The organism is Shewanella litorisediminis (genome assembly GCF_016834455.1).
Taxonomy (GTDB): Bacteria; Pseudomonadota; Gammaproteobacteria; order Enterobacterales; family Shewanellaceae; genus Shewanella; species Shewanella litorisediminis.
In genome coordinates this window covers 2,347,500-2,363,510 of the sequence record NZ_CP069213.1, presented here as the reverse complement: position 1 = coordinate 2,363,510, position 16,011 = coordinate 2,347,500, and the positions used below count along the sequence as shown (strand labels likewise).

Below are 16,011 nucleotides of genomic sequence, written 5' to 3'. Positions count from 1 at the left end.
AATGAGAATTTGGCCATCTTACCATATAGATGGCTAAATTGAACCGAGATACTCTCCCTTTGACGACCGGCTCAGGGAAGCTTTTTCATTGCTGCCTGAATGGCGGGCTGTAGCGCAAGCAACCTGGGCTGTTTGCTGCCTGAGACACCAAACAGCAGGGCACTGAAAAATGCCCGGCGGTTGTGGCGCTCAGCAAGGCCCGTATTGGAGGCAAACGCCTTGTCCCAACTGTCGATATGGACAGGCGTGGTCCACGTCGTTAATTGGCTCTGCCAAAAGTCTTCCGGGATATCATCCCTTAACATGGCGTAGAGCACAGGACGGGCCAAACGCTCCGGCTCGCCATATACATAGAAATGTCCGGTTGGACTGAGCTGGCGTTGCAACGATTCAATCAGCTGCACCACGGATGTTGGTGACAGCGACGGATTGAGGATGAGTTGCAGCAGCAAATCGGCGCTGTGTGCCACCTGATGGCGCCAACCGAGATTTTCATCGAAGCCCCGATAATCCTGGATACCCGCCATGGTATCCGCGGCCAGCTTTATGAGGGCGTCCCGCTCAGAGGACTCAAGAAATGGGCTCACCCTGTCGACTCTGGCGACTTCCGACAGGGTCAGTATGGCAAAGGGAAGGTAGACACCATCTGGGTCATTTCTCCTCTCCCGCACATCTTTGGAGAGCTTTGTATAAAGGCCGTTCACCGTCTCTTCTTTAAGGGCGCTTGCCCTCAGCCACTGGCTTAATCCACTGAAGGCGACGGAATCTCGAAGCTCGGGGTCGGCTTCAGCAAGGCAGCTGAAGAGCCGCATTGCCATGGCATCCCGTTCGGTATCAGGCAGCTCAAACGCCGTGCTTGCGAGGGTCAATAGTCGTGACGTGGGCCAGTTTGCATCAACGCAGGGAGCGTGTGGCCGGGATAACTGTGCGTTTTGAACTGTGGCCTGGACGCTGCTTGAAAAGGCTGCCACACCGAGCAGGGAAGTTAAGGCAAGAGCCTTCACCCCATGTTTGATGCGTGTTTGCGTAACAGTGGCGACATGTGAGGCGGTGTTTTTGTCCGTACTTTTCATTATGCGTCCCTGAAAATCCCTTAAAGCTTTTACCCGGATGAATACATCATCCTTCACGATGCAAAAGCTACAAGAGTGGCGTGAACAGGGCAAGGTTTAACCTGCTTGCCCTCACTGTGGCTCAGTCATTCAGCCAATTGAGCGTGTTTGGTTTCAGTCAAAGTGCAGAGTCAAGCGGCATGGAGACGGAAATGCGAACACCGTCGTTACCGGTAAGGTTTTCAGCCTTGATATCGCCGCCGTGAAATCCGGCAATCAGCCGTGCAATATACAAACCCAATCCGAGGTGCGGTTTGTTGTCCTGTCCCGGAGGCCGCACAGTGACCATGGAGTCAAAAATGCGCTCTGCCATGTCCTCAGGCAGCAGCGGCCCCTGATTGACAACGCAGAGCTTGAGCCTCTTGTGGCTGTGACTCACGCTGATATTGATGGGCGTACCCGGTGTCATAAATTCCAGCGCATTGCTTATCAGCTTATCCATGAGCTGCGCCAGATACTCGGGCACGCCGCGCACCGGGTAGTCTCCCTCTTCAATCGTCAGCGCCAATGCAACGCCTGGGTAGGTGATTTGGTAGCCCTGAACACAGCCCTTTATCACCGCCTTGGCATCGAAACGTACCTTGTCGGATTGAGACAGTGACTCTTCCAAACGGGTGGCTTCACTCATGTTGGCAAGAATGAGGCTTAAGCGGCTTACGCCTTCCTGGGCGCGATCGACGTACTTTTGCCTGTCATCCCCAAGACTCAGCATAGAGAGATGCTCCAGGCTTGAGCGCACCACGGCCACGGGCGTTCTCAGCTCGTGGCCCAAACGGGACGACATATTCTCCAGATAATGGGTGTATTGGGATAAACGCTGCACCATGCCCGCCAATGAGCGCGACAGGTCACCGATTTCATCCAGCGACTGCGACGGACTGATGCTCGCCTTGACCCGGCCCTGGGCATCGATGGCGCTCTCTGCCTGATCCCGGAGATTACGGATACGGCTTGAGATATTGGAGGCAAAGAAAAACAGTGCCAGCGTGCCCATGCTCATAATGGTCAGGATCACATTGAAGAGCTTTTCCAGCGCACGGTTTCTTAAGGTGCGGATCCCATGGGTGGTTTCTTCGGCCACCACGGCGCCCATCACCTTATCATCAATCCAAATGGGACTTGCCGCCGCCAGAACCACGGCCTTGTTGTCCGGGGTCAGGCGCCAGGTGCTGCCGGGCTTGCCGGAGAGTGCCCGTTGAATGTGGCTGCCTTCGAGCTCAGTGGAGTCCTGCAGGCCGTCGATAAAGTCCTCAGGCGGCTTGGTGAGCACCCGGTAGTAAAGCGGGTAGAGATACTCCTGAACCCAATGCTCAAAGGCGCCTTCGGGGCGTTCATTCCCTATAGCCTTGGTCCAGATACTGTCGCTGTTTTTAATGTCACCGGAGCGCGCCAGCACCCGGCCGTGCCTGTCCACCACCCAGATACGGGCGCTGTTGTGCCCCATACCTTTGATGATGGCTTCAATTTCCGGAGAGGGCACAAGTACAGTCCCCAGATTATCGGGGCTGTCGGTACGGGAGGTGCCCGTTATCCCCACCAGCTCGCGAGTCTTGGGACTGTTGACATCGTGGAGGGCAAAACTGATTTTGCCCCCCAGCATCTCCAGCGGGATCCTGAGTTCAATATTGTAGCCCTGAGCTGTGGTGTGCCATTGCCCCTGAATCCGCACTTCCGGCAGCGCCGGTAAACTGAGCTGAGGGTCGGCGGGCAGTTCGAACGCGTTTACCCAGCCATCTTTCTGGGTTGCCACCACATAGCGGTGGAAAAAATTGCTGCCATCGAGGGTGGCGATGGCCAGATGATCGTTTCTGTCCACCCTCAGGCTGTTGCGGCCGCGATACACAGGTGCCGGATCAGTGACTTCAAAAAAGGCATACAGGTAATTACCATACCGGCCAATCATGTGATTGAAGCTGAGGCTGCTTTGTGAGCCTCTCATGAGCTGCATATCTGCGCCATAGTGCATTGCCTTGCTGCGGTAAGGCTCCCAATCATCCAGTTTTCCGTCGAGCTGAATGGGGCCCGACAGCGGGTGGGCATAGAGATCTTTGCGTTTTTCCACCTGGGATAAAAAGCTCGCCTGACTGTCGAACAGCCTCGGGCGCTCGTGCAGGGCTGTGGCCAGCGCCTGGGTGGTACCTTCAAGGGTACGTTCCTGGCCGTGACGCAGATACTTTTCCATCTCCCACACATATTGGTAGCCAAGCCAGGGCAGGCACAGCAAAAACAGCGAGAGAATAACGACTTTGGCACGAAGGCCCAGTGGCAGACGGATCATGAACTCTGGCTGTCCCAGCGATAGCCCATGCCATAGACGGTGTCTATGCAATCAAACTCGGCGTCGGCAGCGATGAACTTTTTGCGAATGCGCTTCACATGGCTGGTGATGGTGCTGTCATCCACATAGATTTTGGCTTCCTGCATCAGCTCGGTGCGGCTTTTCACATGGCCGGGGTGACGGGCGAGGGCGTGCACCATCCAAAATTCGGTTACCGTCAGTTCAATAGGCTCATCGCGCCAGTACACCTGAATCCGGTTGGCATCTATGGTCAGGTGTCCGCGGGTCAGCAGATTATCCGGTGTGGACGGTGCCTTGAGCTGCTCACAGCGGCGAAACAGGGCGGCCAGCCTTGCCAGCAGATGTGGAAAGCTGACTTCCTTGGACAAATAATCATCCGCACCCAGCCGAAGGCCGGTCACCGTATCAAAATCACTGTCGCGGGCGGTCAGAAAGATTATGGGTAAGGTGGGCGACAGGGCTCTCAGTCCCTGGCACAGGGTAAAACCGCCATCGATTTCATCCCCAAGCCCAATATCAATGATGGCCAAATCCGGCAGCCGGGTTTGAAACGCCAGCATGGCATCGGGACGATTGGCAAAGGTTTGCACCAGATACCCATGGGACTGGAGCACATCTTTGTAGTTTTCGCGGATGGCGGCTTCATCTTCGACGATGGCAATTCGTTTCATGGCGTGACTCAATACAGCGGGCGCGAGGCCAATTTTGCAGGGGCTAATTCAATCTATGGCTGACTATACAGCAATTTAGCCCCATTGAAAGTCTGGGGCTATGATTGCCATTTTGTTGCCACAATTGATAGGCAAAGCGCCATTTTTACTCCCCTTGATTGCCACGAGCGGGGGGTTAAATAAGTCCATCACCAACAGGCCGGGGTGTCCGGCAGTCCAACAAGGAATGATGACTTATGAAAACCCAATTACTCGCTTCTGTTATTTCTCTGGCGCTGATTGCCCCTGCTGCCAATGCCGCCGAGCGCGACCATAACGAAGAACTTGTCGGTTTGGGCTCAGGTGCCCTGATTGGCGCTGCCGTGGGTGGACCCGTAGGCGCCATCATAGGCGCCTTTGCCGGTGGCATTATCGGAAAATCTGTCGGGGATGACGAAGAGATTAAGGACCATAAGCTGGCTCTCGCCACCCAGGATGCCGAGATTGAACGCTTGGCGCAAAAAAGTGCCAATTATGATGCCCTTGCCAGTGACTATGCCATCACCCGTGCCCAATTAAATACCCTGCAAACGGCCCGTGAGGCCAAACTGACCGAGCTTACGCTGGGGCTCAACGTACAGTTCAAAACCGGCTCGTCGGAGATTGAGCCGCATTTTCAAAACCAACTGCAGGCCGTTGCCCGGGTCATGGAAGCCCAGCCTGACTTGGTTATCGATTTGAAAGGTTTTGCCGACCGTCGCGGTGCCAGTGACTACAACCAGGCCCTGTCTGAGCAGCGCCTCGCCAATGTGAAAGCGTATCTCGTCAGTGCCGGTGTGGCATCAGACAGACTCCAGGGAAAGGCCTATGGCGCCACAGCCCCCCTCAGTGCTGATGCGGGCTTTGAAAGTAACTTTTTTGACCGGCGCGTGACCCTCGAACTGGTCCCTGCAGACACCAGTATGGCTGCAACACACTGATATAAAGCAACGACTGGTCATCCCATGGCACGGGCAACGAATAATATGAAGGATAAAAAGATGATGCACAGGCAAGGGAACAGGATGCCTGCAGTGAGGCAGAAATCAGGCCTGACGGCGCTGGCTGTGATGGCACTGCTGTCAGCTCCGGGGACGGTGATTGCCAGCGATGCCAGCCGGGCACAGCCTGTTAGCTTGGCAATGGAAGGGGCAAGGCTGACTGCGGCGCCGGGCGATATCATCGCGCCTGGCCATGGCGGCGAACTGGTGTTTGATGATGGGGGCTCGGAGCGAGTCAATCTTGCCCTCGACACCCGCTATGTGGTCAAGGTCAGTGCCTTTGTCAGCCGGGTCACTGTCTCTCAAACCTTTAAAAATCACAGCAATCGGGTGATAAACGGCCAGTATCGTTTTGCGCTGGCGCCCGAAGCAGCCGTGAGTGGTATGCGCCTGCAAATTGGCGAACGCCAGATTGAGGGGGACATTCAGGAAAAGGCCCAGGCCGAGCGTGTGTTCCAGCAGGCCAAACAGGAGGGTAAACGCGCAAGTCTGGTGAGCCACAGCGAAAGCAATCTCTTTTCGACCCGAATTGCCAACTTCATGCCCGGAGAGACCCTGACTGTCAGTGTTGATTATCAGGAGGTTCTGCGCCCACAGGCGGGGCGGATTGAGCTCAGGATCCCGACGGCACAAACCCCAAGATATGGGGCCTCAACTGAGACGCCGCAGCTTTTGCCTTCTTCCGAACCATTTGACGAAACCAGCAATCATTGGCGGTCAGCGGCAGGCTTCTGGCCCGGCACCTCGACCGAGGCGCACGTTGAGATGCCAGCACCGACGCTGTCGCTTTCGGCCAGTATCTTTGGCTTTGCGGTATCCGCCATCGAGAGCCCAACCCATAGTCTGTGTGAGCAAAATTATCGCGATGGCGGCTGGCAGCTGTCCCTTTGCCCCGATTCCGAGGCCGACAGGGATTTGCTGCTTTCCTGGTCGGTTAATGAGGGCACTGAGCCGGTTGCGGACTTTCTGGTGCAGCCGGGTTACAGCTATCCCGCGCCTTTGGGAGTCACGAATACCGGGGATGACAATGGGCTGGGCGAGAATCGCCAAGTCGCATTCGCCCGGGGTGACTATAGCCATGGTCTGGTGGCCTTTATGCCGCCGCAACCATCCATGGCCAATCGTCTGTCGCGGGAGCTGGTCATGGTAATTGATACCTCGGGCTCCATGGCGGGAGACTCCATGGTGCAGGCCCGGAGTGCCCTTATCCACGCGCTGGGTGGTCTGGGGCCACAGGACAGGTTCAATATCATCGCATTTTCCAATGACGCAAGGCCGCTTTGGGCGGACGCCCAACCGGCAACGGCGTTCAATCTGGGTGCGGCGCAGCAATTTGTACGCAGTCTCGAAGCCGATGGTGGCACCGAGATGGCGTCAGCCCTTGAGCTGGCTCTAAAAACGCCTTCCCCGGTAAACGCAGACACAAACCGGCTGCGCCAGGTGCTCTTTATCACGGATGGCGCGGTGAACGGGGAAGATGCGCTGTTTGGGTTGATTGAGCGCCGTCTTGGCCAGTCGCGGCTTTTCCCCGTGGCAATAGGCGCCGCGCCAAACGGTTATTTCATGAGCCGTGCCGCTGCAGCAGGTCGTGGCAGCTTCACCTTTATCGGTCATGGCGGTGAGGTGGCTGAGAAAATGAATCAGCTCCTCAGCCGTATTGAGCACCCGGTAGTGAGCGACCTTTCCGTGACCTGGGCGGATGGTCGCCCCGTGGATTCAGTACCTGCCGCCTTGCCTGACTTATACGCAGGTGAGGCGCTGGGCCTGAGTGTGCGAAGTGCCCCGGACACCCTGATGCCCATTGTCGTCAGGGGAAATACCGACGGCCATATCTGGGAGCGCAAGCTGATGCCGCGACCCGTGCCCGGAGGCAGTGGTCTGGATCTTCAGTATGGCAAAGCCGCGGTCGATGACCTCGCCCGTCAAACCTTAACACCCACAGAGCGGCGCGCCGCGACCGTGGCGCTTGGGCTTGAATATCATCTGGTTACAGCCCACACCAGCCTGATTGCCGTGGATAGAACCCGGGTCTCAAACGGACAGGGTTTGGATGCCAGGCTGCCGGAAGCCACGCCCCATGGCTGGCAAGGTGGCAGGTTGCCACAAACGGCATCGGGCAGCTTTGGCTTATTGCTGAGCGGCAGCTTGCTTGTGCTCATCGCCATCTGCACTGTCCCATGGAGGCGGGATGATGAGCCGGTTTAGATTGGGGGGCAGACCCCGCAGGCACTGGCCGTTAATGCTGTTGTTATCGGGTGTTTTTCTTATGAGTTATGGAGGATATATGCAGGCAAAAGCCTTTCTTGCTCAATACTTAATTGCCAGTGCCTGGGAGCAGAGCCTGAAAGACGGCTTGCCCCATAAACCCTGGGGTTGGGCCGACACCTATCCCATCGCGAGCCTGACGCTCAGGCGTGAGGGTGAAAACAGTGAAAGCTTTTACATTCTGGCGGGGGCAAATGGTCGTAACCTGGCGTTTGCCCCAAGCTGGCTGGAAGAAACTGCGGCCCCGGGGGCCGGCGGCAATACCGTGATTGCAGGTCACAGGGATACACATTTTGCCATTTTGCGGGAATTGGCGCCCGGGGATGAACTGGTGCTTGAAAACATGCGCGGTGAGGTGCAGCAGTATCGGGTGAAATACACCTCTGTGGTATCGGAGCGAGAGTTATCCGTGCTGGAGCAAGTGACCGACAGACTAACCCTCATAACCTGTTACCCCTTTTATGGTCTCAGTGACAGGGCCGATGAGCGCTTTGTTGTGGTGGCAGAGCCGGACGAGCTTTGGGGTCGTCCGGACACGGTCGCCAAAGCGATGGTGGTTAGCCTGAGATAGGCATTACCCGATTGCGTCCGAGTCGTTTGGCTTCGTATAGCTGCTTGTCGGCGCTTTCAATCAGGCTTCTGGCGGTCATTTTGGGCTGCCACTGGGCCACACCGAAAGATGCGCTGATATTATCGATACGGGCATCTCTGCGTCTGTCTTTGAGGGTAAGCTTTTCCACACTGCGGCGAATGCCTTCTGCGAGCTGCCGGGCGATGCGCAGATTGGTTGAGGGCGCCAGTAAGGCAAATTCCTCGCCGCCGTAACGGTAGCACTTTACGCCGTCACGGCAGGATTCTGTGAGGCGTTTGCCCACCAGTTTCAGCACCTGATCGCCAAGCTGGTGGCCATAGTTATCGTTAAAGCTTTTGAAATGATCGATATCGCACAGGATAAGACAGCACCCATCCGGCGCCTGTGCCAGTAAGCCAGCAAGATCGGCATCGAACGCCCGCCGGTTCAGGCATCCCGTGAGCGCATCGAAAAAGATGTCTTTTTCGCTCTGGGCCAGCCGGAGTTTGAGGGTGTCGATTTCTTGCTGGGCTTTGGCAAGCTGACCGGTAAAGTAGCTGGTGGACTCGCGGATGGCATCGGATTCTTTCACCAGATTACGCACCAGATTCAGCACCTGCTCAATACTCAGGGTCTCATTATCTATGCGTTCCAAGCGTGAAAAATTGGCGTCGATTTTCTGCTGAAATGCGGTGGCATCCAGATTGGTGTCTTTCAGCTGGTTGCCAAGCTCTGTTGCCATGGCTTCGAGGTTCTGGCGCATGTCCCGCACATCAAGCGCGACAGGATCGGCCAGATGTTGCCGATACAATAGCTCGCCACTGACCGGGGGCAAAGTGTGGTACTGGGCAACCAAATCATCCAGCGCTTTGTTGAGCTCGGGTTGCTGCTCTCCTACATAGGTGTACCAAAGGGCGTAGTTTGTGGGGGTGGTAGGGATTTGATGCTTAAGCATCAGCGGAACGGCCTTTTTCAAACGCCCTGCGGCGGTTTGCATAAGGTCGCTGGGTGCCATTTCTGGGGTCTGCGGCTTTTCGCCCATGGGCTGTTCCTACGACAATAGAGGAAGCGATAAGCTTATGATAGCCCTGAAGCCAGATGGTTGAAACCAAAGGTTTCACGCTTGGTGATGAAGCTCTATTTACCTGTGGGGAACCTGCGAGACTCACAGTCGGGATTCCATATTCAGCGGTAAGAGATTCACGTGGCGCAGTGCAAAGCTGGGCCCAGGGGATATCCCGGATGAAAGACAATGGGCAGCAAAAAGGCCCCGTGGGGCCTTGATGTATTCAATGCGATAACTCGTTCGTTAAAAACGGTAGCTGACCGAAATCATCGGGCCGATAAATCGGTAGAAAATATTGTAATCAGCAACTTTGATGTTTTCCGCGGACTGGGTTACATCCACATCAACTTTAAAATAGTTATAGGCCATAGACAGACTCCAGCTCTCGCCCAAATCGGCGCTGACACCTGCGCGAATGTCGGTCAGCGAGCCTTCAAGATCGTCCAGTTTGATGGCGAAATACTGCCCATGGGCAGAGAAGCGCCAGCCGGGAAAAAACTCATAATGACCAATCAGGCCAATATCCGGCAAGGGCGCAGTGACATTGTTTTCTACAATGCGCGGAATGGGTCTTTGGCTGCACAGGTCGCCATCCAGTTCGGTGGCAAGGCAGGCGCCGATAGCGCCTTCAAACACCGACTCTATGAACATGGTGTGCAACCCCAGGGTAATCCCCAGGCTGTAATCGCTGCCTTGCAGCAGGTCATAGCCATAGCCGAGTCGAAGCACATCAATATTGAGCGTGGTATTGAGTTTGCCACCGGCAGTGACGACAAACACGGTATCGTCGATTTGCACCTGAAATGGGCGGGTGACGGCATTGGTTTCGGCGCTGCGATGTAGCCGCTTCCAGTCGAAGTAAAGATTGTGCCTGTCTGCAAAGGCGTATTCGAATTCGAGAAAGGGCAGGAACTGGTTTTCGGCCAGCTGCAGATCGCTCTCAAAATCCAGGCGAAAGTCCTTACCAATCACGGGATCGGTCACGTCTATGCTGGAATCAGACTGAGAGTAAAATCCACCGACCCTGAGGGTCATATCCTTGGCGAGCGCGCACTGGCTGAATCCTGCCAATGCCAGTAACAATAGGGTCGAAGTTGCCCGCATTGTCGCTCCTGAAATCTGGCTTTATCGTTATTATGTGGTTAGCTGTTACCCGGACGGTCAAGGTGGCGTACCTTGGCCGTTCTGGAGTTTAACCACAAAGGCAGAGGATTGTGAAATATTTGTTTGCAAAATTGTGAAAAACTTTGACCCTGAACAAAAAAGCACCCCGAAGGGTGCTTTTGTTCTCAAATTGAGTGTGGGTCTTCTTTATTGAACATCCCCAGTCGGATGCGGATAAAGTGCAGGATCTGCGATGCGATATCCACGTTAAGGCAAGACTCAAGGCCTTCAAATCCCGGCGAGGAGTTGGCTTCACATATCTTGTAGTGGCCATTGTCGAACAAAAGATCGATACCGGCCACATCCAGGTCGAGGATATTGGCTGTTTGGGTGGCCAGCCATTCAATTTCGGGAGTGACCTCGAAGGGCAGCGCCGCACCACCGGCACTGACGTTGGCTTTAAAGCTGTCTTCCGCAGCTCGGCGCTCGAAACAGCCCACCACACGTCCGCCAATGGTAAACACCCGCAGATCCCGTCCATGGCTGTTGGCAATAAACTCCTGCAGTATGATGTTGGCGTTTTTATTGGTGGCCTCAATCAACTGCATCAGGTCATCAAACTCACGTGGCTTGTGTGACAAAAACACGCCACTGCCCTGGGAGCCAGACAAGGTTTTGATCACCACAGGAAAGCCCAGATGGCTTTGCACCAGTTCAATATCCACCGGGAACTTCACCAGCATGGTCTTGGGTGTGGGCAGATTTTTCTCGGCAAGCAACTGCTGAGAAAAAAGTTTGTCCTTTACGGTTTCAATGGCACGTGATGAGTTGAGGCTATAAACCCCTAAACGCTCCAGGTGGCGAATAATCGCCAGAGCAAAATAGGTGGTACCTGAACCCATGCGGGGGATAATAAAATCGGGCAGCTCAACCGGCTGCCCATTAAGCAAAATACTCTTGTTGTCTTCCCGGGTAACGGTCAAATCAAATTCATCCGGGGCATAGACCTGCAGATCTATGTTGTCCGCCTTGGCGGCGTCCAACAGACGTTGAATTTCGTACAGTTCGGGTTTGAGCTGAGTCGCGGTTTCCTTATATAAAATCCAGCCGCGCATTCAGATATTCGCCTTAAGCGTCATGGTGTGTCCTCGGGTTCCTCATCATCAGAAACCTCGTCATCGTCGATATCATCGAGTTCAATTTCAGCCTCAGGAGCAACTGCGGGGGCGTGGACTGTGCCAACGACCGCGTAGAAAGGCTTACCCTGAGCCAGCTTGCAATACTTTAACCAGATCTGCTCCAGTATGCTACTGGGCGGCTTGTTACCGCGCACAACATCGACAAATTGGGCCTCTTCGTCAGTCGATGGCAGGCGACTGCCGTCCGCGAGCGCTTTCATGGCCAGACCGTGACATTCCAACAATTCGGCTTCTTTGTTGGTAAAGTCTCCACTGCGGCGAAACCCCTTGGGGAAATTGGCATCGTCATAAAAGCGCCTTTGACTCAGAAAGCTCATCGGGGCCGACTCGGGCATACCCTGATAGATTTTACTGGCAACTAACTGTTCTGACATTGTCTTTTCCTTCCATACAACAAAAGCTGATAGCGATGATTACCTAAGCTGTGGGATAATTTGCAACTGGAGTATTGGCTAGTATCCTTGAATTAGGAATCAAAAAATTTTGGTCTTGTTGGTCAAAGAAATTTTATGGACACAGATCTGCTGAAAACCTTTTTGGAAGTTTCACGTACCCGCCATTTCGGAAAAGCTGCCGAAAATCTTTACCTTACCCGAAGCGCCGTCAGCTTCCGGGTGAAGCAGCTTGAAACGATCCTCGGCGTGGAGCTGTTTGAGCGCCAACGCAATAATATTCAGCCAACGCCAGCCGGAGAGCGAATGTTGAATCATGCCGAGGCTGTGCTGACAGCTTGGGAGCGCGCTAAGCAGGACGTGTCACTGAGTCGGTTGCAATCGACACAGCTGACCATAGGTGCCGGTCCTAACATCTGGGATGCTTTTTTACAGGGTAACCTGCAATCCTTGCACAAGGGCTTGCCAGGGGTGGCTTTACGAACCGAAGTTTTGCCCCAGAATGTGATGACCCGTCAGTTGATGGAGCGCACTCTGGATATGGCGATTTCCTTCGATCCACCCAAAATGGAAGACTTTGAGCAGATCCGTATTGGTGTGGTGCAGTTGTGGCTGGTGTCCAGTATAGGACCACTCAGTTTGCCGGAATGCCTGAAGCATCACTACATTAAGGTTGATTGGGGCACTGCCTTTAATATTCTTCACGCTCAGGAATTTGGCGATATGCCGCTGCCTGTGCTGCACACCAGTTCATCACGTATTGCGTTGGATTTTGTGCTTAACAACGGTGGCAGTGCATTTTTGCCGGATCACATGGTGAGCCCGTTTCTTGAACGTGGAGAGCTGTACCGGGTGGACGGGGCGCGTTCCATTCCGCGTAATGTGTATGTGGTTTATTGGTCTCAAAACGACAGGCTGGCTCAGATAGAGCGGGCTGTGAGTTTTTTGGCGCGGGAATCGGATGAAGGCGCCGAAGAGCTCAGCGCCTGAGTGCAAAGGGTCGCGTTACCAGAGTAAAGGTAGCAGGATGAAGGCCCACACCAGGGTACAGAGTGCAAGACTCATAAATACGGCTGCCGACGCTATGTCCTTGGCCTGACCCGAGAGGGGGTGGATTTCATCCCCGATACGGTCCACAACCGCTTCTATGGCAGAGTTCAGCAGTTCGGTGATGAGTACAATGAACACCGCCATGATCATCAATAATTTTTCAACCGTACTCACATCCACCCACAGTGCCACCGGCACCATCAAGCAGGCGAGTACCAGCTCCTGACGAAAAGCCGCTTCGTGCACCCACGCAGATTTTAAGCCTTTAAAAGAAAAGCCGGTCGCACGAATGATGCGTCTGACGCCATGGTTATTAGCCGGTTTCATGTTTTCCCCCAACATTGCCACCAAGCCCAATTGTCGGGCTCAAACATGGCCTAAGAGCAACGCCTTTATTCTGAAAGTTCAGCAAACTGAAAGTTCAACAAACAGAAGTTCAACAAACAGAAAGTTCAGCAAATTCGCGGCAGGCCATAAAAAGCCGCCAGTATAATGCAGCCATTGTGATAAAGACAGTCGGCCATGGTGGAGCGTGTCTATGTCGTAGCCTTGATGTGCTGGGGTCTTTTGCAGCAGGAGTCAGTCTTCAGGTTGGGAGGAGTGAAGGGCGGGCGGCAAATAGACTATAACTTAAGGGTGTGTATGCTTATCGCGCAGGGAGGCTGCGATGAAACACAGGCTCAAGTCCTATGGTACTTCCCACCGGGTCTATTCAGGGAAAGATGGCCTAACAGGCGGTATTGGTCCATGGATGCCGCATCATTTCTGTCGCGTTTTGTTGCTGTTGCCATACCTTTCGATGGCGTTGTTGTCGCCAGTTACAGCGACACCGTTGACGTTGATGACACCCCCCACGACCTTAAATGCGTCAAGCAGTGTAAATCAGCCAGAGAGTGTGGATCCCCTGGCGGGGCCACTGCAGCTGGCATCCAGCAAACCTTTGCCCTCAGAAGCCGAATTACCACGCTATCTTGTCAGCGAAAAACTCGATGGTGTCAGAGCCCGCTGGACCGGTAAAACCCTGATAACCCGCTCAGGGAATTTGATTCCAGCACCTGACTGGTTTATTGAGAACTTGCCTGTGGACCTGTTACTCGATGGCGAGCTTTGGGCGGGCAGAGGCAGTTTTGAGTGGCTCAGTGGACTTGTGCGTTCCCATGGACGAGAAGACGAGTGGCATCGGGTGCATTTTATGGTGTTTGACACCCCAAAGGTAGGTTTGGGATTTGCACAGCGCTACGCATGGTTGCAGGGCCGACTATCGGGACTGGGCCCGCCCGTGGTGCTGGTGGAGCAAAAGCGATTCCAGCGACTTGATGCACTCGATGTGCACTTCAACACTCTTACCGAACAAGGCGCTGAGGGGCTGATGCTGCACCGGGAAGATGCCGTTTATATCGATGGCCGTAATCCGCTGCTCATCAAACTCAAACCGCTGAGTGACGCTGAAGGACAGGTCATTGGCTATCGTCCGGGGAAAGGTCAATTTGAGGGCATGATGGGGTCGCTCCGGTTGCGACTTGCCGATGGCCGTGAGTTTTTGCTGGGCACAGGTTTTAGCCTCGACAATCGCCGTCATCCACCTGCCATTGGCGATTGGGTGACTTTTCAATATCATGGGCTGACTGAAAAAGGCCTCCCCAAGGGGGCGCGTTTTTTACGTGTTCGCCCGAAAGAATGAGTTTTACGGCGACCTGACGAGATGAAAATAAACATGAACAGTGCACCCGCTTCGATTTTATTTGTGTGTATGGGCAATATATGCCGCTCTCCCAGTGCCGAAGCTGTGTTTCGGCAGCGTGCCAGCAGGGCCGGACTGAATATGGAGGTAGATTCTGCCGGTACCATTGGTTACCACCAGGGAAAAGCACCCGATGGCCGTTCAATCAGGGCGGGTGAAGCGCGGGGTTATGACTTCTCCGGGATGCGGGCAAGACAGGTGCTGGACAGCGATTTCACGCGCTTTGACCTCATACTTGCCGCAGACAAGGATAACCTGGCTGAGCTTAAGCGCCGCTGCCCGGCTGAACATAGGCACAAGCTGAAACTCATATTAAGCTTTGGTGACACTGGGGCCGAAGAAGTACCAGACCCTTATTATGGCGGACATGCGGGGTTTGAACGGGTGCTGGACTTACTGGAACAAAGCAGTGATGCCTTGATAGCTGCCATTAAGGCGATGAAAACCAAATAAAAGAGGGCCATAAGGCCCTCTTTAAACTCATTAAGCATATTGTAGTGGAACTGGTCGCAAACACTTGCTCACCGGCCAAAGCATATTGCTCAGTTATTGTGGCGTTTACCTGAGCGGCGAAGCTTTTCGGCAGCCAGCTTCTCTTGACGCAGGGCTTCTTTTTCCGCGAGGATGCGTTCCACTTCGGCCTTTTCGATTTCCGCCATTGCCGGGGTTTCCAAACTCAGCAGCCCGAGCTTTCCGCTTCTGAATTCGTGCAGCAGCAACTCAGCGGCTTTGTGTAAGTCCACATAACCTCCACTTCGCAGCGCCCCCCGTTTGCGGCCAATGTCTTCCAGCAGCGCGACATCGTCATTGGACAGTTCATCGAGCTTATATCTGTCTTTCAGCTCGGCAGGATAAGTGTCACGGAAAAACGCGGCAGCAAAGAGCGCGACTTCTTCATATTCCATGGCGGTGTCTTTAATGGCACCGGTTACAGCCAAACGATAGCTGCTTGCCTCGTTATCCACCTTGGGCCACAGAATGCCGGGGGTATCCGACAGCACAATCCCGTTTTTGAGGTTAATGCGCTGCTGGGCCTTGGTGACCGCAGGCTCGTTACCGGTTTTGGCAATGACCCGTCCCGCGAGCGTGTTGATAATGGTGGACTTACCGACGTTGGGGATCCCCATGATCATGGTGCGTATGTCTTTATCGGCGCGGTCACGGTCGGGAACCAGTTTACGCACAAGCTCAGGAATGACGGTTTTCAGATGACCGGGCTGCAACGTGGTGACGGCCATGGCTTTCACCCCTTGTTCTTTTTCAAGGTGTGCTATCCAGGCTTCGGTGATAACAGGATCGGCGAGATCGCATTTGTTCAACAGCTTAATACAGGGCTTGTCACCGCGAAGTTTGGTAACCATGGGGTTTTCGCTGGAATAGGGAATGCGTGCATCCAGCACCTCTATTACCAAATCGACCTGGGGCATCGCTTCGGCAATTTCCTTCTGCGCCTTGTGCATGTGTCCCGGATACCATTGAATCGCCATTGTTTAAATCCTGTTTACCTCTGTCTTGGGGCGCA

General features: G+C 54.4%; 15 protein-coding genes. 6 read left to right on the top strand and 9 right to left on the bottom strand.

Annotated features, from left to right (window positions below; all coding sequences use genetic code 11):
• Positions 1-71: 71 nt before the first annotated feature.
• The 3 genes from JQC75_RS10265 to pdsR form a co-directional block, all read right to left on the bottom strand.
• Entirely contained in the window at positions 72-1,073 is a 1,002-nt protein-coding gene (locus tag JQC75_RS10265) for a DUF2785 domain-containing protein (protein ID WP_203324026.1), read from the bottom strand.
• A gap of 157 nt (positions 1,074-1,230) precedes the next feature.
• On the bottom strand, positions 1,231-3,390 hold the full coding sequence (gene pdsS / locus JQC75_RS10260) for a proteobacterial dedicated sortase system histidine kinase (protein WP_203324025.1): 2,160 nt from the start codon (positions 3,388-3,390) through the stop codon (positions 1,231-1,233).
• Positions 3,387-4,082: a proteobacterial dedicated sortase system response regulator gene (pdsR, locus tag JQC75_RS10255; protein WP_203324024.1), complete on the bottom strand. Its 696-nt coding sequence runs from the start codon at positions 4,080-4,082 to the stop codon at positions 3,387-3,389. Before pdsR ends, pdsS begins: the two co-directional genes overlap by 4 nt.
• A 236-nt stretch (positions 4,083-4,318) precedes the next feature.
• On the opposite strand from pdsR, the gene pdsO reads away from it, so the two are divergent.
• The 3 genes from pdsO (at position 4,319) to JQC75_RS10240 (ending at position 7,937) form a co-directional block, all read left to right on the top strand.
• Positions 4,319-5,041, top strand: coding sequence for a sortase-associated OmpA-like protein PdsO (pdsO, locus tag JQC75_RS10250; protein WP_203324023.1), 723 nt, complete (start codon positions 4,319-4,321; stop codon positions 5,039-5,041).
• Positions 5,042-5,134: 93 nt separating this feature from the next.
• Entirely contained in the window at positions 5,135-7,306 is a 2,172-nt protein-coding gene (locus JQC75_RS10245; RefSeq protein ID WP_203324022.1) for a marine proteobacterial sortase target protein, read from the top strand.
• A gap of 79 nt (positions 7,307-7,385) precedes the next feature.
• Positions 7,386-7,937, top strand: coding sequence for a class GN sortase (locus JQC75_RS10240; protein WP_239001993.1), 552 nt, complete (start codon positions 7,386-7,388; stop codon positions 7,935-7,937).
• Here the strand turns inward: JQC75_RS10240 and JQC75_RS10235 are convergent.
• The 4 genes from JQC75_RS10235 to JQC75_RS10220 form a co-directional block, all read right to left on the bottom strand.
• Positions 7,924-8,979 carry a GGDEF domain-containing protein gene (locus JQC75_RS10235; protein ID WP_203324021.1) on the bottom strand — a complete coding sequence of 352 codons (1,056 nt, stop codon included), beginning with the start codon at positions 8,977-8,979 and terminating at the stop codon, positions 7,924-7,926. The two genes, JQC75_RS10240 and JQC75_RS10235, sit on opposite strands and share 14 nt — an antisense overlap.
• Positions 8,980-9,246: 267 nt before the next feature.
• The gene (locus tag JQC75_RS10230; RefSeq protein ID WP_203324020.1) at positions 9,247-10,107 is read right to left on the bottom strand and encodes a hypothetical protein; all 861 of its coding nucleotides are present in this window, start codon (positions 10,105-10,107) and stop codon (positions 9,247-9,249) included.
• Positions 10,108-10,292: 185 nt separating this feature from the next.
• Entirely contained in the window at positions 10,293-11,222 is a 930-nt protein-coding gene (locus JQC75_RS10225) for an ATP-grasp domain-containing protein (protein ID WP_203324019.1), read from the bottom strand.
• Between the two features lie 20 nt (positions 11,223-11,242).
• On the bottom strand, positions 11,243-11,680 hold the full coding sequence (locus JQC75_RS10220) for a MaoP family protein (RefSeq protein WP_203324018.1): 438 nt from the start codon (positions 11,678-11,680) through the stop codon (positions 11,243-11,245).
• A 135-nt stretch (positions 11,681-11,815) separates the two neighbouring features.
• Here JQC75_RS10220 and JQC75_RS10215 point away from each other — a divergent pair, with 135 nt between their 5' ends.
• A complete protein-coding gene (locus tag JQC75_RS10215) occupies positions 11,816-12,688 on the top strand; it encodes a LysR substrate-binding domain-containing protein (RefSeq protein WP_203324017.1) in 873 nt (290 codons plus the stop codon).
• A gap of 15 nt (positions 12,689-12,703) precedes the next feature.
• Here JQC75_RS10215 and JQC75_RS10210 read toward each other — a convergent pair whose 3' ends face one another.
• Positions 12,704-13,075 carry a diacylglycerol kinase gene (locus tag JQC75_RS10210; protein ID WP_203324016.1) on the bottom strand — a complete coding sequence of 124 codons (372 nt, stop codon included), beginning with the start codon at positions 13,073-13,075 and terminating at the stop codon, positions 12,704-12,706.
• Between the two features lie 340 nt (positions 13,076-13,415).
• Here JQC75_RS10210 and JQC75_RS10205 point away from each other — a divergent pair, with 340 nt between their 5' ends.
• Both JQC75_RS10205 and JQC75_RS10200 read left to right on the top strand, forming a co-directional pair.
• Complete coding sequence (locus tag JQC75_RS10205) at positions 13,416-14,429, top strand: DNA ligase (RefSeq protein ID WP_239001992.1); 1,014 nt, start codon at positions 13,416-13,418, stop codon at positions 14,427-14,429.
• Positions 14,430-14,462: 33 nt separating this feature from the next.
• On the top strand, positions 14,463-14,942 hold the full coding sequence (locus JQC75_RS10200) for a low molecular weight protein-tyrosine-phosphatase (RefSeq protein ID WP_203324015.1): 480 nt from the start codon (positions 14,463-14,465) through the stop codon (positions 14,940-14,942).
• Positions 14,943-15,031: 89 nt separating this feature from the next.
• On the opposite strand, the gene ylqF is transcribed toward JQC75_RS10200, so the two are convergent.
• A complete protein-coding gene (gene ylqF, locus JQC75_RS10195; RefSeq protein ID WP_203324014.1) occupies positions 15,032-15,976 on the bottom strand; it encodes a ribosome biogenesis GTPase YlqF in 945 nt (314 codons plus the stop codon).
• Positions 15,977-16,011 lie beyond the last annotated feature (35 nt).

Excerpts from the sequence above, each read along its gene's own strand:
- JQC75_RS10220 (WP_203324018.1), bottom strand. The coding sequence starts at position 11,680 with ATGTCAGAACAGTTAGTTGCCAGTAAAATCTATCAGGGTATGCCCGAG.
- JQC75_RS10210 (WP_203324016.1), bottom strand. The coding sequence starts at position 13,075 with ATGAAACCGGCTAATAACCATGGCGTCAGACGCATCATTCGTGCGACC.
- JQC75_RS10215 (WP_203324017.1), top strand. The coding sequence starts at position 11,816 with ATGGACACAGATCTGCTGAAAACCTTTTTGGAAGTTTCACGTACCCGC.
- JQC75_RS10230 (WP_203324020.1), bottom strand. The coding sequence starts at position 10,107 with ATGCGGGCAACTTCGACCCTATTGTTACTGGCATTGGCAGGATTCAGC.
- JQC75_RS10240 (WP_239001993.1), top strand. The coding sequence starts at position 7,386 with ATGCAGGCAAAAGCCTTTCTTGCTCAATACTTAATTGCCAGTGCCTGG.
- JQC75_RS10225 (WP_203324019.1), bottom strand. The coding sequence starts at position 11,222 with ATGCGCGGCTGGATTTTATATAAGGAAACCGCGACTCAGCTCAAACCC.
- JQC75_RS10200 (WP_203324015.1), top strand. The coding sequence starts at position 14,463 with ATGAACAGTGCACCCGCTTCGATTTTATTTGTGTGTATGGGCAATATA.
- JQC75_RS10265 (WP_203324026.1), bottom strand. The coding sequence starts at position 1,073 with ATGAAAAGTACGGACAAAAACACCGCCTCACATGTCGCCACTGTTACG.
- pdsS (WP_203324025.1), bottom strand. The coding sequence starts at position 3,390 with ATGATCCGTCTGCCACTGGGCCTTCGTGCCAAAGTCGTTATTCTCTCG.
- pdsR (WP_203324024.1), bottom strand. The coding sequence starts at position 4,082 with ATGAAACGAATTGCCATCGTCGAAGATGAAGCCGCCATCCGCGAAAAC.
- ylqF (WP_203324014.1), bottom strand. The coding sequence starts at position 15,976 with ATGGCGATTCAATGGTATCCGGGACACATGCACAAGGCGCAGAAGGAA.
- JQC75_RS10235 (WP_203324021.1), bottom strand. The coding sequence starts at position 8,979 with ATGGGCGAAAAGCCGCAGACCCCAGAAATGGCACCCAGCGACCTTATG.
- JQC75_RS10205 (WP_239001992.1), top strand. The coding sequence starts at position 13,416 with ATGAAACACAGGCTCAAGTCCTATGGTACTTCCCACCGGGTCTATTCA.
- pdsO (WP_203324023.1), top strand. The coding sequence starts at position 4,319 with ATGAAAACCCAATTACTCGCTTCTGTTATTTCTCTGGCGCTGATTGCC.